The following is a 23,742-nucleotide window of genomic DNA, read 5'->3' on the forward strand; positions in this document are numbered from 1 at the left end:
TCAGCGCGACCGGGGTTGGGTGTGCTGCGTGGTCTGTCGGCACCGAGGGGAGTGAGCGGGATCGGTCGCTCACGGCGTTGGCCGGTCGTCCGCCGGCGCCCGGGCGGGCGTTACCAACGCGGATGGGGATCCGCGTCGTTTAGACCCCGATATGCGGGGTCTCAACGACGTGGATCGATGGCAAGTCGCGCAGCGGCTCGTTGGCGGCGCGAGAGCGTCGGGACGAGTCGGTGATCCGTGATGTCGCCATCCGCGCGGCGCTCGTTCGATGCCCACACAAATGCGCGCCAAACCACAGAGCAACACTTTCACCCAACACCCCAGACCACACGAGCGCGGTGGCGATCGTCGCGGAGCGCCGCCCAACCAACCACACACCGCACCCTGACCCACCGCAACGAAACAAGGCGCCGCCGACGGGTCAGCGCACGATCGCCACCGCCGCCTCCGGTGACGCAACGCGGAACGAGAAGGACTCCTCCAAGTACAGCGTCACGGCATCGGCATCGTGGGACTCATAGCCCACGGAGACGTCCTGACCGGACTCAAACAGGAAATCCCCGCCCCGCAGCGACAGCACGATGCCGCCATCGACGCCCGGCGCCCAGACGATCGGTCCTCCGAGGATCTTGCGGAGGTGGTCGAACAAGGGGTAGCCGCCGTGCTCGGCGGTCTCGGTCACGCGGGTGTACTCCTCGCGGCCGAGCGCCAGCCCGTAAGGCCCGCTCACCCCGTTGCGCAGCAGTGTCTCTACCGCGCGCGCCACATGTGACGGCCAGCGGTCGATGACATCGCCGCACGGGATCGGATCATGGGGCGACACCCGCGCAACGCCGTCGATCCCCGCCTCCGACCAGCCATGGAAGACCGCCGCGTTCTCCGCGACCACCACACGCTGCGCGGCCGCATCCAAGTCATCGAAGTCGACGTCGTCGGCGCCGCGGTCGCCCGCCGCGAGCTCGGCGCGCGAGACCGTGAAGCGCGCACGCAATTCCACCAGCGGCAGGACGCGGCGCACCCGTCCCTCGACGTGCTCCAGCGGCGAGATCTCGCCGTCGGCCACACGGCCCAGATTGGTCGCCGAGTACGTCCACCCCTTCGGTCCGTCGAAGTCGACCAGCCGCCGAGCCGCCAGCCCCGGCGTCAGCCGGGCGCGCGCCTCCTCGTCGATCAGCTTCCAGCCCGCCTCGGAGATCGGCGCATGGCTGCGCAGCAGATGGCCGCTCATCGCGCGCCCGCCCTCAGCGAGCCGATGCCCAGCGAGCCGTCGGCAGACGCGGCCGACAACGAGCCGCCATCCTCGTCTCCCCCGCCCTCATCCCCCGCCGCCGCCTCGGCGGCCTCGCCGTGCTCGACGATGTCGCCGCCCTGGAACAGCACGCCTTCGGCGATCTGGCGCCACTTCGGCTTGCGGCGCAGCAAGAACTCCAAGTCCATCGAGAAGTGCTTGTACTCCTCGCCGACGGCGTCGCTCATCACGGCATGCGCCTCCGGATCCTTCTCGACGGCCAGCCGCTGCTCGTACCAGCCGATCGCCTCGGCCTCCTCGGTCAGCGACGCGCAGAGCCGCGCGAACGTGCGGGTCTCCGCCGGCAGCTCCTCCGGCGGCTCGTGGTATTGGTCGAAGCCCATGAGGCGGGAACCTACTCCGCGGGCGCCGGCGGATCGATCGGATCTTCGCGCGGCGTGTCGGGCTCGGGCACGTCGGGACCGACCGGATGGCCGGGCGTGTCGGGCTGTGCCGGCGGCTCGGGGTCGGTCGGGACCGGCGAGGGCTCGGGCGGCGCGACCGGCGTCGGCGGCTCGACGGGCTGCGGGACTTCCAGAACGGGCACGGAAAGGCTCATGCCGACCGGCCTACCCCAGAGGCGTGTCGTCCAGGCCCATCCGCAGCGCATCGATCGAGTGGAAGACCGCTGAGGCGCCCGCCTCCAGCAGCTCTTCCTCGGAGAACCCGCCGGTCAACACCGCCAGCGAGTCGATCCCCGCGGCCTTGGCCGCCTGGCAGTCCCAGGTCGAGTCGCCGATCATGATCCCCGGCGCGCCGTCGAGCTTCGCCAGGGCCGCGAGGATCAGGTCGGGCGCCGGCTTGGTCTGCTCCACATCGGCCGCCGTCGTCCACGAATCCGCCAGTGAGCGCGCGTCGAGCAGGTCGAGATAATGGTCGACCTCGTCGGCCTTCGCGCTCGAGGCGAGCACGACCTGGCGGCCGCGGTCACGCAAGTCCTGCATCAACGCCCGCGCTCCGCGCAGCGGCTCGACCTCTTCGATGAACGTGAGGTAGAGCGCGGTCTCGGCCGCCCGGATGTCGGCGCCCTCACGCTCCTCGACCTCCTTGCTGAGCAACGCGGCAACCAGCTTGTCCCCGCCCATCCCGATGTGGCGGTGGATCCGCCAGATCGGCACGACGTGGCCGTGCTGACGAAACGCCCGGAACCATGCGATCGCGTGGTGGTAGTTGGTGTCGACCAGCGTCCCGTCGATGTCGAGGATCGCGGCCGGAGGCGGCTTGCGGGCGGTCACCACTCGGTCCTGCCCGAAGCGCGGCGCCGCAACGCGAGGCCGAACCACAGCCAGCCGAACAGCCCGACCATCGCCGCCACCACGATCGCGACGGTGGCCGTGTGGAACAGGAGGTCGGTGAGCAGGAGCAGAACGCCGTTCATCGCCAGCGCCAGCAACGCCATGCCGACGATCGTCTGGCGCGTGCCCAGCTCGACGAGGTAGGGCTTCTGCCCCTCGCGGAACGTCAGCCGATGAAACGCCGACGGGCCCATCAGGAACGCCGACGAGGCGGCGACAAGCAGCAGCGTCACGAAGTAGACGATCCGCTGGAAGTCGTCGATCGTCGTGAAGCGCTGCTGGAACGGCACGGTCAGCAGGAAGCCGAAGAGCACCTGCACGCCGGGCATGACGACGCGCAGTTCGTTGAGCAGCTCGATCAGCTCGCGGTCCAGCCGCTCGCCCTCGTCCTCGTCGGAACGGGCGTGGCGTTGTGAGTCCTGGGGCGTCATGGCGACGCTCCAGGTCTTCTCCGTTGAGGCGCCGTCCTATGCGGCGGCCGGCAGCGTGATCTGCTCGCGCAGTTGCTGCACGGTGCGCCGGATCAGGCGTGAGACGTGCATCTGCGAGATCCCGATGTGCTCGGCGATCTCCCGCTGGGTCAGACCTTCGAAGTAGCGCAGCCGGACGATCTCGCGCTCACGCGGGGCCAGCTCGTGGAGGCCGTTGGCAAGCATCGCGCGCGCCTCGGCCTGCTCGAAGCCCAGATCGTCGTCGCCGATCGCCTCCAACGGGCCGGTGCCATCCTGGAACGGCTGGTCGAGCGAGAGCGTGCGATAGGCCTGGGCTGCGGCCAGCGCCTCTAGCACGCGATCCTCGTCCGCGCCCGTGGCCCGCGCCAGCTCGGCGACGGTCGGTGAGCGCGACAGGTCGCAGACCAGCCGCTCGCGCACGACCCCGAGCTTGCCGCTGAGCTCCTGGACCTCACGCGGCACGCGCATCATCCAGCCGCGGTCGCGGAAGTGGCGCTTGAGCTCGCCGGCGATCGTCGGGACCGCGTAGGTGGCGAAGCGCACCTCGCGGCTGAGGTCGAAGCGGTCGATCGCCTTGATGAGGCCCAGGCATGCGACCTGCTCGAGGTCGTCGAGCGGCTCGCCCTTGTTGGCGTAGCGCCGAGCGAGGCTGCGCGCCAAGGGCAGCATGCGCGCCGCCACCTCGTCGCGTGCGTCCCGATCGCCCTCGAAGTGCCATCGATGCAGCAGGGCGCGTACGTCATCGCCGCTCGCCGTCGTGGGGTGCATGTTCCCTCCAGTGGATGTCCCCTGCCTGCCATCCCCAGTTCTGGGGATGGCCCCATCCTTGCCGGTGCGACCGTCCGCGCAAGGTGGACATGCATGGGCAGCCGTCAGATGGGCAACAACTGCAGAGGTGAGCGGGGTGGACACACGTGGGCAGACCGTCAGCGCGACACGCTTCTCGGCGCTGACGGGCGTCTCGCGCGAGCGGCTGCGCACCTGGGAGCGCCGTCACGGCTTCCCGGAGCCGGTGCGCACCGGCTCGGGACCGCGTCGCTATGCAATCGCTGACGCGGCGCGGGTCGTGGCGGTGCGCCACGCCATGGGCGCGGGCACGCCGCTGCCCGACGCGATCGCCGCGGCGCGCGGTGCCGCACCGGGCGACGCACCGCCGGAGGCCGCGTTTCGCGCCGCCGTCGAGCGTGCGCCCGTGCCGGTCGCGCTGATCTCCGGCCCGGAGCCGCTGCGTCTCGCGTGGGCCAACGCGGCGCTCAGCACGATCGAGGGCGCCCCCGCGCCCGGGGAGCTCCTGCCGACCATCGCCACCCATCGCGCCGGCGCGACCATGCGCGCGCACTTCGCCGCAGACCTTCCCGGCGCCGAGATCGAGCACCCGCCCTGGGGCGGCAGCGTCGCCGGCCCGGGCAGCGCCGCCATCACCGCGCGCTCGATCGTCTACCGCCTGCCCGTCGAGCCGGGTGAAGTGCCGCTGATCGCGATCGTCGGCGTCGAGACCCGCGGCGAGCACGAGGCGCGCACGGCGCTGGCCAACGCCCAGGCCGAGCTCGCGCAGTTGCGCGATCGCTCCGAGCGCCACGACCGCTGGCTCGACGCGCTCGGCAGTCTGGCCGCCGAGTTCCAGCATGAGCCCGGACCCGACGTCATCGATTCGGGCCTCGACATCCTGATCCGCCAGACCGGCGCGGTCGACGTCGGCCTCGCCTCCTACGTGAGCGGGCGGCTCGTGCTGGACGGCACGCGCCGCGGCGCACTGGATGCGACCGCGCTGACCGTCGCCGCCCATCCGCAGGTCGGCCGCGCGCTGCGCGACGTCCACGGCGCGTGGCTGGACGAGCCGGCGGCGCGCTCGCTCGGCGTCCCCGCAGCGCTGCACGCGGTCGGCGTGCCGATCGCCGTCGCCGGCGAGGTGCTCGGCATGTTGGTGTTGATCTTCGACGAGGTCGAACCGCTCGACGACGACAATCGCCGACTGCTGGCCGCGATCTCGGCTTCCTTGGGCTTCGCGCTGCTGCGCGATCGGCTCGTCCGCGAGCTTGCGGCGAACGTCAGCGCTGCTCCGGAGCCGAAGCCCCAGGAGCGCTTCCGGCGGCGAGCCGCAGACGCGAGACCGCCTGGCGGATGAGCCGCGAGACCTGCATCTGCGAGACGCCGATGATCTCGCCGATCTCGGCCTGCGTCAGATCCTGCTCGAAGCGCAGCCGCAGCACCTCGCGCTCACGCGGCGTGATCGAGCGCATCAGGCGGTCGATCGTCGCCCGATCCTCGGCCAGGTCATAGCCGTCCTCGTCGCCGCCGATCGTGTCGGCCAGCGTGTCGCCCGGCTCGCTCTCGGTCCCCCGCGGGGTGTCGAGCGACGTCGCGTGGTAGGCGCCGGCGGCCTGCAGCGCCTCAAGCGCGGCCTCCTCGCTGATGCCGAGATGCAGACCGAGCTCGGGCACGGTGGGCTGGCGATGCAGGTCACGCGTCAGCTCGTTGACCGCGCGCTCGACCTTCAGCGCCATCTCCTGCAGGTCGCGTGGGACGCGCACCGACCATGTGCGATCACGGAAATGGCGCTTGATCTCGCCGAGGATCGTCGGGACCGCGTAGGAGGAGAACGCCACCTCGCGCGTCGCGTCGAAGCGGTCGATCGCCTTGACGAGGCCGAGCGAGGCAACCTGCATCAGATCGTCGAGCGGCTCCTCGGGGCGCTGGTAGCGGCGCGCCAGCTGGCGAGCCAGCGGCAGGTAGCGCTCGACCAGCTGCGCGCGCAGCGCAGGATCCCGACCCTCGGAGAGGCGGGTGAAGAGGAGGCGTTCCTCCCGGGCGCGGTTGGCGTCATGCTGCATAGGCGTCGTGCGGGCAATGCACGGCGCCAGGGGCTGGGGCGCGAGGAAGGACACGAGAGCGGGGGCGACGGCCCTCGGTCGACGACCTAGTATAGGCGCTGTGGACACGCCAGCGGACGGCCTCCGAATCCTTGCCGCCGACGAGGATCAGGAGGCATTGGAGCGCACCTCGCAGACCCTTGAACGGCTCGGTCATGATGTGACGGCTACGGCCGTCGACCTCGCACAGGTCACCGAGGCGATCGCGCGCGAGGACCCCGAGCTGTCGGTCGTCTTGGTGCACAACGACGACGAGCACGCGCTGGATCTCGTCGAGGAGATCAGCGCGTTTGCCGGCGGCCCCGTGATCGCGCTGCTGGCCGCCGAGGACGCTGACTTCGTCCGCCGCGCCGCCGAGCGCGGGATCTACGCGTCGGTCCGCGACGGTGATCCCGAGGCGCTGCAGAGCGCGATCGAGATCGCACTGCGCCGCCATGCCGAGACGCAGCGGCTCACCGAGCAGGTCGACCGACTGGAGTCAGCGCTGGAGCGCCGCGCGCTGATCGAGCGTGCCAAGGGAATCCTGATGGAGCGCCATGGTTTGACCGACCGGCTCGCGTTCGACCGCTTGCGCAGCCACGCCCGCTCCAATAACCGGACCGTTGTGGACGTTGCCGCGTCAGTCACCGACGGCCACGCGCTGCTGGGCTCCAGCGGCGACGGGGACGCCGCGTGAACCGGCAATTGGGTGAATGATGATGGCCGTGGCCGGGAACTCCTTCGCCATGATCGGAATCCTCATCGCCATCCTCGTTGCAGCGCTCGTCTACTGGCTGTGCCTCGCCCTCGGGCTGCCCGCGATCGTCGGCATCGTCGCCGCGATCCTCGTGCTGCTCGGCGGCGTCGGCGCCGGCGGTGGCTACGGCGCTCGCTTCGGAGGCCGTAATCGCATCTAGCGCCGTTGACGTAGCGCCGGCGGCGCCGCGCGCGTCGTACGTCGCCGTCGTCAAGCGCGCCTTCGTTCAGTTCCGCCGCCACGAGATGACCGACGTGGCGGCGGCGCTGACGTACTACGCGATGTTGTCGTTGTTTCCGGCGATCGTCCTTGCGACGTCGCTGTTCTCGTTGATCGGCGACCAGCAAACGGTCTCCAATGCGGTCGACTACTTCGCCCGCCAGGGCGCCGATGCGGCCACCCAGGAGGCGATCCGCAAGGTGATGGACAAGATCGTGTCCGCCTCGGGCGGCGCGGTCTCGTTTGCGTTGGCGATCTCGATCGTCGTTGCGTTGAACGGCGCCTCGGGCGCGTTCGGTGCGGCGGGTCGCGCGTTGAATCGCATCTACGGCGTCGAGGAGGACCGAGGCTTCGTCGGCCGCAAGCTGACCGATGTGGGCATCACGCTGCTGATCGTGGTGTTGTTGTTGGTCGTTGTCGCCGCGCTGTTCCTCGGCGGCGGCTTCGCGCACGATCTGCTGGGGTCGATCGGCTTGGGCTCCACGGGAGCGGCGGTGTGGTCGATCGTGCGCTGGCCGCTCGCGCTGGTGGCCATGTTGGTGGCCTACGCGTTGATCTACTCCTACGCGCCGGACGTCGAGCCGCGGCAGCTGCGCTGGATCACCCCCGGCGCCACCGGCGGCGTCGTGATCTGGATCGTCGCATCGATCGGCTTCGGGATCTACATCAGGAACTTCAGCAGCTACGGCGCGGCCTATGGCGCGGCGGGCGCGGTCATCGTGTTGTTGTTGTGGTTGTGGCTCTCGTCGTGCGCGTTCCTGTTCGGGGCCGAGGTCAACGCGGAGCTGGAGCGGGTCGAGCGCGCGGCCGCGGGCGGGCCGCCGGCGGTCACGGCGCCGCCGGAATAAGCGTCTGTGTCGCGCAAAGGCTCTATGACCGCCTTTGCTCGACACGGATCTCGCAAGCTCTCGCGTCAGACCACCGGTGTGGGCTCCTCGCGAAGCGTCAGCTCCTCGGGGTGGTGGCAGAGCGCGCGGCGGCCGGGGCAGGTGAGGCAGAGCGTGCGGTGCGGCTGCGTGGTCGGCGTGAACTGGCCGGCGGCGATGCCGGCGACGAGCTCGTCGAGCTCCTCGCGCAGCCGCGGCAGATCGTTGCGGTCGTAGACGACGGTGGCGGGCTCGGCCGGGCGGGCGAGGAAGAGGTGGGCGACCTCGACGTCGGCGGCGCCCGCGCCCAGCGCCGCGAGCGCGTAGATGCGCCGTTGGGCGCCGTAGTCGGCCTCGACGTAGGCCTCGAGGTCGGCGTCGGCCGTGACGACGTCGGACTTGTAGTCGACGACGAGCGCGCCGCCGCCGTCCTCAAAGGCGATGACGTCGATGACGCCGTTGAGCAGCGGCGCGCTGTCGTCGCCGAGGCCGACGACGAAGCCGTGTTCGCGGCGGACGTCGATGGCGGCGGCGAGGCGCGCCGCGAGCGGGCCGTCGGCGAACGCGGCGACCAGCGCCTGGAGGTCGGTGACGTCGGCGTCGGTCAGCTCGGCTTCCATCAGCCGTGCGGCCTCGCGGACGGCCTCTTCGCTCGGCGCTGCGGGTGCGGCGAAGTCGAGGTGTTCGAGCAGGACGTGGGCGAGCGAGCCGCGCGTGAGGGCGTCGAGGCCGTCGGGGATCGGGCCGGCGGGGCGCTCGGCGCGGACCGTGGCAGGGCCGCCGCTGTCGTCGCGGGGAAGGCGGAGGATGCGCTCCAGGTACCAGCGGTAGGCGCAGCGGTCGTAGGCCGCGAGCGAGGTGTAGGACAACGTGGCGGGGAGCGGGCGCGGCGGCGCCGCGGCGACGGCGCGTGCTGCCGAGACCGCGTGGGTGGGCCCTTCCGCGGACGCCGGGCGTCCGCCGGCAGGCCCACCCGGCGGTGGCTGCGCGACCTCGGCGCCGGCGGGCCCTTCCGCGGACGCAGGGCGTCCGTCAACAGGCCCACCCGGTGGCGGGGGCTCCGCGTAGACGCGGCGCGGCGGTGGCTCGGGGGCGGCGAAGAGGTCGAGGGCGAGCTGGCCGCCGGTGCTCTCACGCGTCGGCTCGGGAACTCCGGGGCCGGAGGCTTCGGCGGCGATCGGCACGGGCGTGGCGAGCACCTCCGGCGGCGGTTCGCGATGGACCCGAACGGCAACGCGGTCGCGCGGCGCCGACGGGTCGGGGTCGCCAAGGGTCGGCACCGCGTCCGCCGCATCGGCGAGCACGCCTTCAAGGCCCGCGACGAGGCGCGGCGCCAGCCAGCGCAGCGGCGCAACGGCGGGCTGCGGCGCGCCCAGCCACTTGTCGGGGTCGAAGGTGCCGCTGAGGATCAAGCGCTCCTCGGCGCGCGTCATCGCGACGTGCAGGATGCGGCGCTCCTCCTCGAGGTCGGCGGTCTGCTGCTCAGTGCGCAGCGCCTCCCACTCCAGCGTCTTGGCCGACGCCCCGTCGATCGTGCGCAGCCGCAGGCCGACGCGGCCCTCGCGGACCAACAGGTCGTCGGTGTCGTTGCGGCCCGAGCGACCGAGGTCGGCGATCACGACGACCGGGAACTCGAGGCCCTTGGCGGCGTGCATGGTCATCAACCTGATCGCGGTCGCGTCGCCGAGCTCGACGGGCGCGTCGGTCTCGCGCGCCTGGGCCTCCAGCTCGGCGGTCGCGAGGTCGATCAGGCCGCGCACGTCGCGACCGCGGCGGCCCTCGAAGCCTGCCGCGAGGCGCTGCAGCTTGAGGACGTTGGCCCAGCGGCGGCGGCCGCCGGGCAGGCCGAGCACGTGCAGGTCGTAGCCCGTGCGATCGACCACGCGCTCGAGCAGCACGTCGAGCCCTCGGCGCGGGGCCTGCTGGCGCTCGGCCGCAAACCAGGGGCAGAAGTTGGCCAGCGCGTCGCGGTCGGCGTCGGGCAGCAGGTCGCACAGCGCTCTGTCTCCGCCGATCGCACCTGGACGTTGCGATGCAACGTCCAGGTGCGAATCGTCTGCCGCTCTCTCACCCGGCGGGGAGAACGCGCGCGTCAGCGCATCCCAGCGGGCCCCCGGCCGCGCCGTCCGGGCGAGGATCGCCAACCCGTCGGCGCCCAGCCCGACCAGCGGCGAAGCCAACAACCCCAACAACGCCAGCTCATCGCGCGGGTTGGCCAGCGCGCCAAGATAGGCGCAGAGGTCGAGCACCTGCTGGCGGCCCCAGTAGCCGCGACCGCCGGCCGCAAGCGTCGCCAGCCCCTGCTCCTCGATCGCCCGCTCGAAGACCGCCATGTCGGTCGCGGCGCGCAGCAAAACCACGATGTCCGAGGCCGGCACGCCCTCGCCACGCACCAGCTCGGCGATCCGCGCCGCCACCACGCGCGCCTCGGCGCGGCGTTTGGCCGCCGCGTGGGGCAGCGACGCCAGCAGTTCCGGCGGCCACGCCTCGACCGCTTCGGCGTCGGTCAGCAGGAGTTCGACGAGGGGCACTGCAGGCGACACAGGATCCTCGCGAGCGGCCACGAATGGCACGTGCGCGGCGCCGTGCAGCGGGCCCATCGCGGCATCGAGGACACCGAGGATGTCCGGCCGGCTGCGGAAGTTGGCGGCCAGCTCGGCGGCCGCGCCGGCCCGCGCCAGCTCGGCGCGCTGGGCCCGGAAGATCCGCACGTCGGCATGCCGGAAGCTGTAGATCGACTGGAGCTCATCGCCGACGACGAAACGGTCGGTACCCAACAACTCCAACAAGCTCAGCTGCGTCGCGTTGGTGTCCTGGAACTCGTCGACCATCACGCGCTCGAAGCGCTCGGCGTAGCTCGCGCGAATCGCTGGCGTGTCGCGCAGCAGATCGCGGGCGAGGAGCTCGAGGTCGTCGAAGTCGAGCGCCGCGCGCGCCCGCTTGCCCTCCGCGTAGGCCTCGGCGTAGCGCACCAACAACTCGTCGAGGAGCACGATGGCAGCGGCCGCCAGCGCGTCGCGCCACGCGCCCGCGAAGGCATCCAGCGCTTCCAGGTAAGCCGCACAGCCGTCGCCCTGCAAGGCCTTCATGTTGCCCGGCTTGAACGCGGCGGCCTCCAGCGCGGCGAGCGCGGGCGGCGGGGTGGGCGGGCCAACATTCAAGCGCGACAACAACTCCTGGCAGCTCGCCAGCGCCGCGCGCGCCGTCGCGATCCGCGGGCGCTCGTCACCCGGCACCAGCTCCTCCTCGGCGCGCTCCAGCGCCGCGGCGAGCGCGGCCGGGTCCGGCGGCGTGACGCGCACCTCGGGCAGCCGCGGGCGCGTCATCCCGGAGCTGCGCAGCTGGTCGTGCGCGGTGGTGATCCGCAGCTGCAGCGCGTCCACGCCGTAGGCGGCGACGAGGTCGAGCGTCTCGGCGCGATCATCAGACAGGAAGTCGGCCAGCGCCCGCTCGAAGGCGGTGCCGCGGATGTCGCGCGCCTCGGCCTCCTCCAGCACCGTGAAGGCGGGGTCGAGGCCCGCGCGGACCGCATGGGCGCGCAGGATCCGTGCGCAGAGACCGTGGAAGGTGGAGATCCACGCGGCGTCGAGGTCGCGCGCGCGATCGCGCCGGCCCAACTCCACGAAGCGGCCGCGAACACGCGTGCGCAGCTCCCCGGCCGCCTTGTCGGTGAAGGTGATCGCCAGGATCCGGCCCGGCGCGACGTCGTCCTCCAAGACGAGGCGCACGAAGCGCTCGCTCAACACGGAGGTCTTCCCCGAGCCGGCGTTGGCCGACAGCAGCAACGAGCCCTCGCGGCGGGCGATCGCCTCGGCCTGCTCGTCGGTGAACGGCAGCCCGCCGCGGCCGACCATCCGGCCATCGTCATACAACATGCCGGTCACGAGGTCACGCAGCGGCAGATCGTCGGGTGCGCGCAGCCGCCGGTGTAGGCGCAGCGCTCGGGCGCGGGCTCCAGCGCCCCGGCGCGGATCTCGGCGACGGCGGTCCGCGCCGCATCCGCGCACGCGGCCAGCAGCTCCTCGAGGCGCTCTTCGTCCACGCGGTCGGTGCCGAAGGCCTGCAGCCCCTGGTCTGCGTCCTTGAGCACGGCGCCGCGCGGGCGCGCCTCGGTCCCGCCGAGCGGCTGGTAGAGGCCGCCGACCGGTGCAAGTCCCAGGACATGGCGGACGGTCAGCAGGTAGAGGGCGATTTGGAGCTTGCCCTCCTCCAGCCACTTGGCCTGCGCGGTCGCGGTCTTGCCCTTGTAGTCGTAGACGATCGCCTCCCGGCCACTCGGGTCGACATCGATCCGGTCGATCCGGCCGGCCAGCCGCAGCGCCCCGCCATCGAGCTCCAGCGGCGGAAACGGATCCTCGGCCTGACCGAACTTCACCTCGAAGCGCGACGGTGCGAAGGCGCTGCCGGCGTGGGCGGCGAACTCGAGGTAGCGGACGAGGTCGACCTCCAGGCGCCGCAGCGCGCTGCGCAGGCGCTCGGGGTTCGGGGAGATCTTGAAGTCGTCGCGATGCTCGTCGAGTGCGGCCCGTACCAGCGCGCGCGCCTCGGGAAGCCGTGCCGGGGAAAGGCCACCATCTTGCGCCAGCGAGGAGAGCGCGTGCTCGAGGACGCGGTGGGCCAGCTCGCCGCGGATCATCGGCTCGGGGTCGGGCACCAGCGCCTCCGGGCGCAGGTGGCGCTCGACGAACCACTTCACCGGGCAGGAAGCCCAGACCTCCAGCTGGGACGCCGACCAGGTGTGACGCTCGCGCAGCGGGCCCAGCGCGGCGGGCGCGAGGAGGTGGCCGATGTGCGCCGGCTGGGCGGGCGGCGCGGCGGCGGCGCTGAAGCGCGCGGCCTCGCGCTCGGTGGGCGCGAAGGACCCCGCCCCGCCCGCCCAGCCGGCGGCGCCGAGCTCACGGCGGCGCGGATGGTCGGCCCAGCCCTCGGTCAGCAGGTCGGCGACGTCGTCGACCAGCAGCGAGCGAACCGACGGCGCGCCGTCGTCGCCCGCCGCGTGCCAGCTGAGGGCGAGCAGCTCGGTCGGCCGCGAGACCGCCGAGTAGAAGAACAGGCGCTCGATGTTCAGCGCGTCTTCGTGGAGGCGCAGCCGCAGACCCGACGCGGCGTTGATCGCGCGCCGCTCGTCGTCGCCGAGAAACGGCTCGGGCAAGGTCTGCGCGGGGAAGACGCCCTCCTGCAGGCCGAGGCAGAACAGCGCGCGAACGCGGCGGGCTCGCAGCGACTGGGGCCTGGTGACGGTGACGCGCCCCGCACCCGACTGCGAGCCGACGTAGACCTCGAGGCCGTCGAGCGTCGCGACCAGCGCGGCGGGCTCGGGCTGCAGCTCGGTCGGCAACTGGCCCACCTCGCGCAGCGCGCGGCGGACCTGGGCGGCGACGCGCGCATCCAGCTCGCCCTCGGCGTCGAAGACCGGCGCGGTCCGCCGCCACGGCGCGGCGAGCAGCGTCGCGGCTTCGGCGTCGACGCGCTCGGCCAGCGCCTTGACGCCGCCGCGTGCGTAGGCCTGGGCCATGTGGTCCAGCGCCTCCAGCGACCAGCGCTCCTGCTCCCAGAGCGCGCGTGCCTCGGCGGCGGTGCGCGCGCCCTCGCGGCGCGCGCGGGACTCCAGCCGATCGGCGAAGGCCGGCGTCCGCAGCACGCCGGGCGTGCGCAGCCAGGTCAGCAGCTCGTCGGCGCTGGCATCCAGCAGCGCGCAGCGGACCATCGCGACCAGCCCCCGGCCCAGCGCGGTGTGGCCGACCTTGATCGTGCGGCGCACCGCCGCCGGGATGTCATAGGTGCGAAAGACGAGGTCGATCAGCGGGGCGACGGCGTCGAGGCCACGATGGACGACCGCGATCTCCTCGGGCGCCATCCCCTCCTCGCGGATCAGGCGCGCAACCTCGGCCGCGACCAGCTCGACCTCCGCCCGCTCACCCCCGCCTTCGAGGGCCACGACGGCCGCGCCCGGATCGGCGCGCGGCGCGTCGGGCTCATAGAGCGAGCGCTCGACGTGGTGGAGCGCGACGCGGGCGGCGGGCGCGTAGTAGTCCGAGACCGCAGGCTGCACCTCCTCGGTCCCACCGAGCGCGAGCAGCTCCTGGTGCAGCGTGGCGCGTGCCGCGAAGGCCGTCCGCCCGGCCTCGAAGGTCAGCGACAGCATGACCTCGGCGCCGACGGCGTTGGCCAGCGTGTCGATGACGTCACGCTGCAGCGGGGAGAGGTCGTCGAACCCGTACAGGAAGACCGGCGTCGCACCCCAGCGGTGCGGCTCCTCGCGCAGCGCGTCGAGCGCGGCGGTGACGTGCTGGGGACGGTCGTGGCGACCGGTGCGCTCCTGGGCGCGACGGTAGGCGAGGACGAGCGCGCCGAGCTCTTCGGCAAAGCCGGCGCGCGAGGGCTCGCCCGCGGCCCAGTCGCGCAACGCGCGAACGAACCGCGGCGGCTCGACGCGCGCCTCCCCCAGCTCTTGCACGAAGGCGACGAGCGCGGGCGCGAAGCCGGGCGTCTGCGCGGCGCCGGCGAGGCGCTCCAGCGGCGTGGCGGCGATCGCGGCGGCGGCGACGCGCTCGCGCTGCAGCTCGGTCAGCGTGCGGCCGGCGACGCCACCGCGGAAGGCCAGCTCACGCAGGAGCCCGTTGAAGCGCTCGACCCGAACGCCGAGCACGGCGCCGTCGGCGGCCAGCTCGCGGCGGTAGATCTCGACGTCGGCCACCGTCGGCACGACGAGCAGCGGCGAGGCGGCTGCACGGGCGCGCGCGGCCTCCAGGACGATGCGAGCCTTCGCCGCGTTGGCGGGGCCGGTGACGAGGTGCAGGGGCATGTCGGGTGCGACAGGGTGGCAGCGGTGCCCGACGGTACGGCGGGCTGCGTCCAGCGTCGCAGGCCGGCACCGCTGCGCGTGGGCGCATGGCCGCTCTTCGCGGAGTTTGGCGCGGCGAGCCTGGAGGTAAGGCGACTAGGAGACGGCCCCATGTCTGAGGACCGTTCAGGACGCACGCTCTCATCCCCAGCGTGCGCGCGAGCCGGCCACGATGGCCGGCTCGCGGCTTTCCCGGGCGGATGCCCAGAGGGTGGTGCAGCGCCGTGGGACGGGCGACGCCGTTCAGCGGACGGTCGCGGCCCCGCGCGCGGTCGAGCCGGCCGAGAGCTTGGAGCCGGATCCCACGGTCGTCACGACGGCCTGGAGCGTCAACCGGCCCTTGGCGGCACTCGCCGGCAGGCGGAGCTTCAGCACCGTCCGGCGAAGCGTGGTCCCGCGCGCGGGGCTGCCCTTGCGGGCGACGACGGTCTTGCCGCGGCGGACGGCGAGGCCGATGGCGCCAACGGCGGCCGAGGCATTGCCGCCAATCCGAGCGGTCACCGTCACCGTCAGGTCGCGGCCCTTGCGGGTCGCCTTCACCCGGACCCCGCTGACCTTCGCGGCCGGACGTGCCGTGTTCTTGATGTGGATCGCTCGGCGGCGGCCGTCGCGGGTGCGGAGCCTCACGGTCACGCCCTGGTCGATGCGCGACCAGTCGGGCTTGACGGCGACGCGGGCGCCGGCCGGGATCCGGATCGGCGCGCCCGCGAACACGAGCGGCGCGCCGCCGGCCCCGGCGGTGCTGAGCGTCAGGCGCAGCTCGGCGCTACTGCCGCCGGCACGAAGCTCGTAGCCGGCCAGGCCGCTGGTGGCGACCGAGGCGCCGCCGGTCAGCGCGCCGCGCAAGGCGGCGGTCAGCGAGCGGGTGACCCCGGGCTTCGGCCGGGTCGCCAGCGCGAGGTCGAGCTGCGACGCGTGGCCGAAGTCAAGGCCGAGCGTGTCGCCGTCCTTGCCGGTCGAGAGCTTCGTCGCACCGCGCACGCCGGCGCCGGTGATCCGGCCGCTGTTGCCGCCGCCGGCCACGAGCGTGTCGAGCTTCCCGCCCGCCGCCGGCGTCAGCGACAGGTCGTGGGCGACGCCATCGTCGCCGACCAGCACCGGCGCGGGCGTCGGGTCGTCGAGGATCGGGACGCGGACGAGGCGGTCGGCACCAGTCGCCGCACGAGCGGCCGTCGCCGACGGCGCCCCCGCCCCGAAGATCAGCGTGAGGATCCCCTCCGGCGACGACGGCAGGCTCGGACGGACCGGGAACGTCCGGTCGTCGAGCACCACGAGATCGGCGAGGCCGCCGTGCCAGTCGAACTCCGGGAACGTCCAGTGGCCGTCGGCGGCGACGTTGATGACCGAGTGGCGCTCGGCGTCGGCGGCCGCCACGCCGTCGGCGCCCAGCTCGTGGTCGGTGAACGGCGCGTTGCTGTTGTACAGCCTGATCGTGAACGCGCCGTCGGGCCGCACGTCGGTGATGTCATAGGCGTTGACCGCGTGCCCCGTGTTGCCGTGGGCCAGGGAGATCAGCGGCCGAGACCCGGACCGGATCGACGCCTCGATCCGGCCGCGCAACGCCCCCGCGCTGCTCAGCGACAGGTTCCCGCCCGCGCTCTGGTGCCACCACTGCGCCAGGTACTCCGAGGAGATCTGCGCGACGTGCTGGCTCCAGATGTAGTTCATGACGGCGGGGCTGTCGGGGATCGAGAAAACGTCGGTGCCGCCGCCCAGCGACGCGGGCGACGGCCCGCGCCCGGCGGCGATCCGCCGCGACGCCAGCGCGAACCCGAAGCAGCTGCCGCCCCCACTCACGAGCACCGGATCGGCGACGGCGAACACGATGTAGGACAACGGGTTGGGGATCGGCGTCGTCACCGGGCAGTGCGCGTTACCGAAGGTCAGCAGCGCGCACGGGTCGGCCTGCAGGAAGAACTGCTGGACGCCGTAGAGGTCGAACCAGTGGTTGATGTCGCCGTCGTATGCGACGTTGGGGAAGTTGAAGCCGTTGGTGTGGCGGTAGTTGGTGATCGTGAACGACGTGGCGCTCGCGGTCTCCCGGCCGCCCGGCGAGATCAGGGTCAACGGCCCGGTCGTGGCCAGCGGCGGGATGGTCGCGGTGGCGCGCGTCCCGCCGGCGCTGACCGCCACCGGCACCTCGGCGCCGACGTTCCCGAACCGCACCCGCGACCCCGGGCAGAAGCCACTGCCGCTCAGCGTGACGGTGTCGCCGGGCGCCAGCGCGGCGGGCGCGCCGCCGGTCCACGCCCCTGCGCGCGTGTTGGCGGCGTCGATCGTCGGGTCCGCCACCGTGAAGTGCACGAGGTCGTTGCCGTGCTGGCTGTAGCCGTCGGCCACGGCCGTCACCCCCACGTAATGCGGCCCGGCCGTCGCGGTGTCGTCGCCCCGCGCCAGCGTGACCGTCGCGGTCGCCGGGTCGACCGTCGCGGTCACGCCCGCAGGGACCGAGTTGGTGGTGTAGCTGATGGGCGCGTCCATGCCGGCGCCGCGCAGGACGCTCATCCGGGCGCTGACGCTCGCACACGGCGGCAGCGTGAGCGGATCGCCCGGCGGCGCGATGATCTGCACCGGGAAGTCGAAGGCCACCGTCAGCCCGACCGTCCGCGGCTCGGCGCCCGCCCCCGGGACCTGCGGCGTGCCGGTCACCGTCACCGGGTAGGTCGCCGGGCTGCGGCCCGTGATCGTCACGTCGACGGTCGTCTGGGTCGCCGGCACCGGGTTGGGGGAGAAGGTCATGCCGACGCCCTCCGAGTCGTCGTCGAGCACGATGGCGCCGTCGGAGCCGTTGATGCGGTTGATGGTCAGCGTCGTGTGCGTGGTGCCGCCAGCCGAGAGCGCCACCCGCGTCGTCGCGAGCTGCAGCGCGAAGTCCGCCGGCGGCGGCGTGACCGGGTCGTCGTAGGTCAGGTCGTCGACGCGCACCGGCCCGCTCGCGCTGCTCGACAGCCGGAAGTACGCGATCGTCGACGCCGCCCCCGGGCTCGTGACGCTGAACGACACCCAACCTGCCGCCGTGGTCAGCGTGTGCGTGGCGACCGCGATCTGCGTCCCCGCCGAGTTGTAGGCCCGCAGCGACACCGAGGCGACGTCGACCTCTGTCGCGCGCGCGTAGAGCGAGACGGTGGACCGCGTGGTCGAGAACGCGCCTGCGAAGTCCGGATGCGCGAACTCCTGCGAATCGGTCGAGACGTTCAGCGCGTGCGTGCCGTCGCGCATCTCGGCGGCGCCGGCCACCCGCATCCGCGGCAACGCGGCAGCGCCCGTCGGCGCGCCGGTCACGAACGTCACGGCCTTGGCGGCGGCGAACTGCGCCGCCACCTCCGTGTTGTCGGCGAGCGTCGGGCTCTCGAAGTCGACCGTCGTGGCCCGCGCCGCGGGCGCCGTGGCGCCCGCGCACAGCACGGCCATGAGCACGACGCTGCGCAGACGCATGGCGGGATCGTCCCATCGAACGCGGACGTCCACCGGTCGCCGCCCGCGACCCGCTGCGACCTACGCCGCGCCCTTGAACGACCAGGTCCAGCTCGCGCTCTCGTCCGACTCCGGTCCGGCGATGCTCGCGGAGCCGTCGTAGGCGAGGAGGTCGTCGGTCGTCTTGATCAGGCCGGTGAGGGCGGCGCCGGCCGCGACGTCCCCGCTTTGAAGCGCGGTGGCGGGCATGCTGCCCAGACCGGCGGGGGTCCCGTTGGTCTCCGGGTGGTCGCAGTTGACGTTGGTGGCCTGCGGCGGATCGGGCGAGAACGGCGCGACGATCTGGTACAGGAACGGCGCGGCGGCGTTGTTCACCGTCCACACCGAGTTCGTCTGGAGGCTGATCGTGCTGGTGCCGACCTGATCGCAGCCGGTGCCGACCTCCGAGCCGGAGATCGTCACCGTCGCCTGCCCGGAGGTGAGCTGGAAGATGCCGCCGGGCCCGGCGCCGTCGGCCCCGCTCGGGACGCGCGTGAACGTGGCCGTGCCCTGCCAGTCGTAGATCACGCCGGCCCGCGTGGCGTGGCCGGTGAACGTGCCGGCGATCGTGGTGAGCTGGTCCTCGATCGGCTGCGACCAGGTGTCGTCGGCGACGCCCGCCGTCGAGGTGATGTGGAGGGCGACGCTCAGCGTCTTGCCGCTGGGGTGCGCGGCGACGGTGTAGGAGAACGTCGGCCCGCGGTCGCTGCTGCTGTCGGGCGTGAACGTGCCGTTCTGCTGGGCGCCGACCGCCCAGCGCACCTTGGCCGCCGTGCCGCCGTCGCTCGCGGTGACCTGCCCGCTGAACGTGCCGGTCGCCCCAGGGTGCACCTTGATGGTGTTGCTGAGCGGTGAGAAGACCGCTTTGGCGCAGGTGCCAGGATTCTGCCAGTGCGTCTCGCGTTGACGGTACTCGTCGATCGTCTTGCCCAGGAACGCCGCGAAGTCCTTGGCGTCGGCCTCGATCCCCGCGGTATTGGCGAGCTGACCGGCGACCGACGCGGACCCGAACGAGAGCGACTCCGCGCTGTTGGGGTCGTACTTGCCGCTGCGCATGTCGACGGTCATCAGCCGCGTGCCGTAGCCGGTGTAGTGCACGCCGTCGAGGTCGACGACGGTCGTCTCGCTGTAGTGGACCTCGACCGTGTCGAGCTTGGCGTCGTCGGCAACCTGCCCGCGCGTGTCCATCGTGACGGTCTTGGCGTAGCCGCGCTTGGCCAGGACCTTGCCCCCGCGGGTCACCGTCATCGAGAACCCCATCTTGCCCTTCGAGCCGAAGGCGTTGAGGCTGCCGTCGGCCGCGGGACACGCGGGCACCTTGAGCTTCGTGCACTCGCTCTCGCCTGCGTCGAAGGACATGGTGTAGGTGTTGCCGTTGACGGTGGTCTTCAGCCCCATGTGCATGCCGCCGGAGGCCGTGACCCCGAGGGTGACCCCCACGCCGTCGACCGTCGTGCTGCCCCCGAGCTCCGCCGGTTGGCCTTCGACGTTGAACGTCCCGCCCTGGGCGAGGATGTCCATCGCCTGGCAGCCGGTGTCAGCGGCGGCGGTCCTGGCCCGTCGCAGCGGTTGCGTGATCCGCGCGGCCGTCGCCGACATCGCCTTCAGCAGGCGCCCGCGCGCGACCGTCCACGAGCGCCCGACGCGCTTGCCGAGCGTCCTGGCGCGCCGGCCCGAGCGCAGCTTGACGCCGCCCGCCACGACGTCGAGCGCGCCTTTGAACTGGGTAGGCCCTAGCGCGGCCGTCGTCGGCGTCGGTGCCACGAGCCGCCGCGCGACGCAGCTCGCATGGCCGCCGACCTTTGCCGCCACGGTGCCCGCCTTGCATGCCACGGCCTTGGCCGACGCGCCCGGCGCCACCACCAGCCCGACGAAGATCGACATCACCATGGCCGTCACGACCACGCCACGCCGCATGGTCGCGCAGCCTAGACGACACGGACGCCCCGCACTCCCTAGCGGTACTTCCAGGCCTTGAGCTTCTTGAGCAGATAGGGCTTGAACGGCTTGGTGATCAGGCCCTTGCGACGCAGGCGGTCGATCTCCTTGAGGCCCGTGGAGCCCTTGCTGAGGAGGTACTCGTCGGCGACGTAGGCGGCGAGGACGCCGCGGATGTCGTCGCCGCGCCTGGCCTGGCGGAGCTCTTTGAGGCGTGCGGCGGCGTCGGCGCGGATCAGCTTCGGGAAGCGGCGGGTGACGTCGACGGTCGTGCCGTGGTTGACCTGCAGCACCGACGGCGGGAAGGCCGAGCCGGCAAACGCGGTGAACACGGTCGAGAAGCGCGGGTCATAGCCGACCAGCTCGAGGCGACCGTCGCCGTCGGCGTCCTTGAGCGCGTAGCCGACGTCGCCGTAGCCGATGTCCAGCGGCGTGTAGCCACTGCCGTTGAAGGTCAGCAGCCGCGCCGTCAGACAGCAGTGCGCGCCGCCGGAGAAGATGTCCACCAGGATCTCGGGCTCGCCGTCACCATCGAGGTCGGCGACCTTGACGGCCGAGATCCCAGGCGGGTCGTCCTTCGCGTCGGGAACGACGATGCAGCCTTCCAGGCAGATGTCGGCGATCGCCACGTCGAAGGCGGCCCCGGCACGGACCACCGATAGCCGCGGGTTGCCGATGCCGAACTCGGCCTTGTCCCACGCCAGCGTCGCGGTGACCGCACCGGCGCTGTGGATGACCGAGCCCGCGTCGTTGGCGAGCGCAGGACCCGCGAGCGCTCCGAGGAGCGCCACGACCGCGCCGAGCAGCGGCGCGAGCCGGCGCAGCGAGCTACGCCGCGGCACTCGCCCCGCTCGCGGCCGCAGCCTCGCCCTCGCCGGCCACCGCGGCAGCAGCTGCAGCTGCTGCCGCCGCCTCCATCTCATCGGCCTGAGCCTCCTTGAAGCCCTCCTTGGCCCACGGCTCGTCGAACTCGACGCGCATGCGGCCCTCCTCGTTCTGCACGAGCGCCAGGCGCGCGCGGAACGAGCGGCCGCTGCGACCCTTGAAGCCGGTGACCGGCTTCTCGGTCTTGCCGCGCGCGATCAGCTCCTTGGCGATGGCCGGCGGCAGGTTCTTGCCCGCCTTGGACTTCCAGATGACAAACCCGCAGCCCGGGTCCTCACGGCCCCAGCAGGAGTAGCCCTTGCGGTTCTCCACGATGTCGCGGCCGCAGATCGGGCACGGCCCGAGGTTGGCGCGCGGGATCCGCACGTCCTTGAGCTTGGCGTCGATGTCGCCGACCGTGAAGCCCGCGAACTTCGCGATGTCGGCCATGAACGCCGAGCGCTGCTGCTCGCCCGCCTCGATCGCGGCGAGGCGCTGCTCCCAGTCACCGGTCAGCGACGGCGAGGTCAGCGGATGGTCGCCGAGCAGACGGATCACGTTCATCCCCTTCTCGGTCGGCACCAGCGAGCGGCCGTCACGCTCGATGTAGCCGACGTCGATCAGGCGCTCGATGATCGCCGCGCGCGTCGCCGGCGTGCCGATGCCCGACTCCTTCATGACCTCGCGCAGCTCGTCGTCGTCGACGAGCTTGCCGGCGGTCTCCATCGCGCCCAGCAGCGACGCATCGGAGTAGCGCCGCGGCGGCTTGGTCTCCTTGGCCAGGACCTCGATGGCGCGCGTGGCCACCGACTCGCCCTTTTCGAGCTTGGGCAGCGACTGGTCGCGGCCCTCGTCCTCTTCGTCGCGCGCGCCGCCGTCGTCAGCCAGCTCGCCGTAGACGCCGCGCCAGCCCGGAACCACGAGCACCTTGCCGCGCGTGCGGAAGATGTGCTCGGCCACCGTCGTCTCGACGCGCGTGTTCTCGAAGATCGCCTCGGGGTGGAAGGCCGCGAGGAAGCGTCGGGCGACCATGTCGTAGATGCGGCGATCGTCGTCGCCCATCTTCTCGAGCTTGTGCGAGGAGTTGGTCGGGATGATCGCGTGGTGGTCGCCGACCTTGGCGTCGTCGACGACACGGCCCAGCGGCAGCAGGTCCAGGCCCGTGACGTACTGGGCGCCCTTGCTGTACTCGGGGTGCTCGCCGACGTGCCCGGCGACCTCCTTGAGCTCGGGCACCATGTCTGAGGTGAGGTAACGGGAGCTCGTTCTCGGATAGGTGAGCGCCTTGTGCTCCTCGTAGCAGCGCTGCGCGGCGCCCAGCGTGCGGCGCGCGCTGAACCCGTAGCGCGTGTTGGCCTCGCGCTGCAGCGACGTGAGGTCGTAGAGCAGCGGCGCCTTCTCGGTGCGCTTGGTCTTCTCGAGCTTGGTGATCTCACCGCGCTGACCGCGCGCAGCGGCGGCGACCGCCTCGGCCTCCTCGGCCGTCGCGATGCGCGGCTGGGCGCCGGCGTGGAAGCGCCCCTCGTAGGCGCGGTTGCCCTCGGCGTCGAACTGCGCGTCCACGAGCCAGTAGGGCTCCGGGACGAACGCGCGGATCTCCTCCTCGCGGCGCGTCAGGATCGCCAGCGTCGGTGTCTGCACGCGGCCCAGCGAGACGGCGCCGTCAAAGGATGAGCGCAGGCGGATCGTTGCTGCGCGCGTGGCGTTCATGCCGACGATCCAGTCGGCCTCTGACCGCGAGCGGGCCGCGTCCTGGAGCTTGGAGAGCTCCTCGCCGTCGCGCAGGTTCTTGAAGCCCTCGCGCATCGCGTCGTTGGTCATCGAGTTCAACCACAGCCGCTGCACGGGCTTCTTGGCCCCGGCCTTCTCGAACAGGTAGGCGAAGATCAGCTCGCCCTCGCGGCCGGCGTCGCACGCGTTCACGATCAGGTCGACGTCGTCGCGCTTGATCAGCTTGTGCACCGCGACGAGCTGCTTGCGTGAGCGCTCGTCGTTCGGGATCAGCTTGAACTTCTCCGGCAGGATCGGCAGATCCGCGAAGCGCCACTTCTTCAGCTTCGGGTCGTACTCGTCCGGCGGCGCGAGGCCAACCAGGTGCCCGACCGCCCACGTGATGACGTACTCGTCGCCCTCGATGTGGCTCTTGTCCTTGGCCGGTTTGAAGTCGCCAGGGAGCGCGGCCGCGAGATCGCGGCCCACGGACGGCTTCTCTGCGATGACGAGTGTCTTGGCCATGGGTCTCTTTTCAGCGTAGCCCGTGCGACGACGTCAATGAGCGCAGGGCCCCGTGCCCACCTCGCCATTCGCGTTGGCGAGGGCGTTCGCAACCACCGAATCCGGCACGCCGAAGCCGGTGCGCTGCCCGCGACCCACACTCGCGGCGAAGATCGTGGTGACCACCCGCCCGGCGCCGTCCACGACCGGGCCGCCAGAGTTGCCCGACCGGACGAGCCCGCGGACCGACGTGATCTTCCGCAGGACGGGTCCGTTCCCGTACGCGTCCTGGGTCCGCACGACGCTCGTCTGGCCGAGCCGGGCGGGCTGCACGTCGAACGGCCCGTTCTGCGGGAAGCCGAGGATCGCGGCCGATGTGCCCGGCTGCGCGTTCATGTTGATCTGCAACGGCGGCACCTGTCCCTCGACGTCGCCTACGCGCAGGATCGCAATGTCGTTGCGCGGGTCGAACCAGATCGCGTGCGCAGGGTGACGAGGGCCGGTCCCCTGTACCTGCACGGTCGTGTCGCTCTCGCCGGCGACCACGTGGGCGTTGGTAACGACCTCGCCTGACTTGGCGACCCAGCCGGAGCCCTCGACCCCGAGGCCGCACGCCGTGCCCAGGACCCTCACGGTGCTCTGGCCGGCGGCCCGGACCTGCGGATCGCGGGCGATCTTCGCCGTGGGCGGCGCGACGCCGGGC

At 72.3% G+C, this 23,742-nt stretch carries 17 protein-coding genes and 1 pseudogene; 4 read left to right on the plus strand and 14 right to left on the minus strand.

Going from position 1 to position 23,742, the window contains the following annotated elements; genetic code table 11:
* Nucleotides 1-421 precede the first annotated feature (421 nt).
* From VGO10_RS09070 to VGO10_RS09095, 6 genes and pseudogenes are all read right to left on the minus strand, one after another.
* Nucleotides 422-1,228 (minus strand): family 1 encapsulin nanocompartment shell protein, encoded by an 807-nt coding sequence (locus VGO10_RS09070; protein WP_327467397.1) that lies wholly within the window; start codon nt 1,226-1,228, stop codon nt 422-424.
* A 104-nt stretch (nt 1,229-1,332) separates the two neighbouring features.
* A pseudogene (locus VGO10_RS09075) lies at nt 1,333-1,632 on the minus strand (hypothetical protein); the annotation flags it as partial.
* Between the two features lie 11 nt (nt 1,633-1,643).
* A complete protein-coding gene (locus VGO10_RS09080; protein WP_327467401.1) occupies nt 1,644-1,847 on the minus strand; it encodes a hypothetical protein in 204 nt (67 codons plus the stop codon).
* Nucleotides 1,848-1,857: 10 nt separating this feature from the next.
* Nucleotides 1,858-2,523: an HAD family hydrolase gene (locus tag VGO10_RS09085; RefSeq protein WP_327467403.1), complete on the minus strand. Its 666-nt coding sequence runs from the start codon at nt 2,521-2,523 to the stop codon at nt 1,858-1,860.
* On the minus strand, nt 2,520-3,014 hold the full coding sequence (locus tag VGO10_RS09090) for a DUF6328 family protein (RefSeq protein WP_327467405.1): 495 nt from the start codon (nt 3,012-3,014) through the stop codon (nt 2,520-2,522). Before VGO10_RS09090 ends, VGO10_RS09085 begins: the two co-directional genes overlap by 4 nt.
* 36 nt (nt 3,015-3,050) lie before the next feature.
* Nucleotides 3,051-3,803, minus strand: coding sequence for a SigB/SigF/SigG family RNA polymerase sigma factor (locus VGO10_RS09095; RefSeq protein ID WP_327467407.1), 753 nt, complete (start codon nt 3,801-3,803; stop codon nt 3,051-3,053).
* Nucleotides 3,804-3,939: 136 nt separating this feature from the next.
* Here VGO10_RS09095 and VGO10_RS09100 point away from each other — a divergent pair, with 136 nt between their 5' ends.
* The gene (locus VGO10_RS09100) at nt 3,940-5,160 is read left to right on the plus strand and encodes a MerR family transcriptional regulator (protein WP_327467409.1); all 1,221 of its coding nucleotides are present in this window, start codon (nt 3,940-3,942) and stop codon (nt 5,158-5,160) included.
* Here the strand turns inward: VGO10_RS09100 and VGO10_RS09105 are convergent.
* Nucleotides 5,084-5,866, minus strand: coding sequence for a SigB/SigF/SigG family RNA polymerase sigma factor (locus tag VGO10_RS09105; protein WP_327467411.1), 783 nt, complete (start codon nt 5,864-5,866; stop codon nt 5,084-5,086). The genes VGO10_RS09100 and VGO10_RS09105 overlap by 77 nt on opposite strands.
* A gap of 100 nt (nt 5,867-5,966) precedes the next feature.
* Here VGO10_RS09105 and VGO10_RS09110 point away from each other — a divergent pair, with 100 nt between their 5' ends.
* From VGO10_RS09110 to VGO10_RS09120, 3 genes are read left to right on the plus strand one after another with little or no spacing between them, the layout of a single operon-like run.
* Nucleotides 5,967-6,581 carry an ANTAR domain-containing response regulator gene (locus VGO10_RS09110; protein WP_327467413.1) on the plus strand — a complete coding sequence of 205 codons (615 nt, stop codon included), beginning with the start codon at nt 5,967-5,969 and terminating at the stop codon, nt 6,579-6,581.
* A gap of 49 nt (nt 6,582-6,630) precedes the next feature.
* A complete protein-coding gene (locus VGO10_RS09115) occupies nt 6,631-6,801 on the plus strand; it encodes a hypothetical protein (RefSeq protein ID WP_327467415.1) in 171 nt (56 codons plus the stop codon).
* Complete coding sequence (locus tag VGO10_RS09120; RefSeq protein ID WP_327467417.1) at nt 6,761-7,708, plus strand: YihY/virulence factor BrkB family protein; 948 nt, start codon at nt 6,761-6,763, stop codon at nt 7,706-7,708. Before VGO10_RS09115 ends, VGO10_RS09120 begins: the two co-directional genes overlap by 41 nt.
* 65 nt (nt 7,709-7,773) lie before the next feature.
* On the opposite strand, the gene VGO10_RS09125 is transcribed toward VGO10_RS09120, so the two are convergent.
* The 7 genes from VGO10_RS09125 to VGO10_RS09155 all read right to left on the minus strand — a co-directional run.
* Complete coding sequence (locus tag VGO10_RS09125) at nt 7,774-11,601, minus strand: UvrD-helicase domain-containing protein (protein WP_327467432.1); 3,828 nt, start codon at nt 11,599-11,601, stop codon at nt 7,774-7,776.
* 5 nt (nt 11,602-11,606) lie between these two features.
* A complete protein-coding gene (locus tag VGO10_RS09130) occupies nt 11,607-14,531 on the minus strand; it encodes a PD-(D/E)XK nuclease family protein (protein ID WP_327467419.1) in 2,925 nt (974 codons plus the stop codon).
* Between the two features lie 282 nt (nt 14,532-14,813).
* Entirely contained in the window at nt 14,814-18,005 is a 3,192-nt protein-coding gene (locus VGO10_RS09135; RefSeq protein ID WP_327467421.1) for an IPT/TIG domain-containing protein, read from the minus strand.
* Between the two features lie 60 nt (nt 18,006-18,065).
* Nucleotides 18,066-19,940 (minus strand): hypothetical protein, encoded by a 1,875-nt coding sequence (locus VGO10_RS09140; protein ID WP_327467423.1) that lies wholly within the window; start codon nt 19,938-19,940, stop codon nt 18,066-18,068.
* Between the two features lie 38 nt (nt 19,941-19,978).
* Entirely contained in the window at nt 19,979-20,803 is an 825-nt protein-coding gene (locus tag VGO10_RS09145) for a VCBS repeat-containing protein (protein WP_327467425.1), read from the minus strand.
* On the minus strand, nt 20,790-23,060 hold the full coding sequence (locus VGO10_RS09150; RefSeq protein ID WP_327467427.1) for a DNA topoisomerase 3: 2,271 nt from the start codon (nt 23,058-23,060) through the stop codon (nt 20,790-20,792). Before VGO10_RS09150 ends, VGO10_RS09145 begins: the two co-directional genes overlap by 14 nt.
* 33 nt (nt 23,061-23,093) lie before the next feature.
* Nucleotides 23,094-23,742 (minus strand): trypsin-like peptidase domain-containing protein (locus VGO10_RS09155; protein ID WP_327467428.1); only part of this gene is annotated, 649 nt, incomplete at its 5' end.

This window comes from Baekduia sp., from assembly GCF_035996765.1.
Lineage (GTDB): Bacteria > Actinomycetota > Thermoleophilia > Solirubrobacterales > Solirubrobacteraceae > Baekduia.

Coding starts and splice junctions, on each gene's coding strand:
- VGO10_RS09070 (WP_327467397.1), bottom strand. CDS start 1,228: ATGAGCGGCCATCTGCTGCGCAGCCATGCGCCGATCTCCGAGGCGGGC.
- VGO10_RS09080 (WP_327467401.1), bottom strand. CDS start 1,847: ATGAGCCTTTCCGTGCCCGTTCTGGAAGTCCCGCAGCCCGTCGAGCCG.
- VGO10_RS09090 (WP_327467405.1), bottom strand. CDS start 3,014: ATGACGCCCCAGGACTCACAACGCCACGCCCGTTCCGACGAGGACGAG.
- VGO10_RS09095 (WP_327467407.1), bottom strand. CDS start 3,803: ATGCACCCCACGACGGCGAGCGGCGATGACGTACGCGCCCTGCTGCAT.
- VGO10_RS09105 (WP_327467411.1), bottom strand. CDS start 5,866: ATGCAGCATGACGCCAACCGCGCCCGGGAGGAACGCCTCCTCTTCACC.
- VGO10_RS09115 (WP_327467415.1), top strand. CDS start 6,631: ATGATCGGAATCCTCATCGCCATCCTCGTTGCAGCGCTCGTCTACTGG.
- VGO10_RS09125 (WP_327467432.1), bottom strand. CDS start 11,601: ATGTTGTATGACGATGGCCGGATGGTCGGCCGCGGCGGGCTGCCGTTC.
- VGO10_RS09130 (WP_327467419.1), bottom strand. CDS start 14,531: ATGCCCCTGCACCTCGTCACCGGCCCCGCCAACGCGGCGAAGGCTCGC.
- VGO10_RS09135 (WP_327467421.1), bottom strand. CDS start 18,005: ATGCGTCTGCGCAGCGTCGTGCTCATGGCCGTGCTGTGCGCGGGCGCC.
- VGO10_RS09140 (WP_327467423.1), bottom strand. CDS start 19,940: ATGCGGCGTGGCGTGGTCGTGACGGCCATGGTGATGTCGATCTTCGTC.
- VGO10_RS09150 (WP_327467427.1), bottom strand. CDS start 23,060: ATGGCCAAGACACTCGTCATCGCAGAGAAGCCGTCCGTGGGCCGCGAT.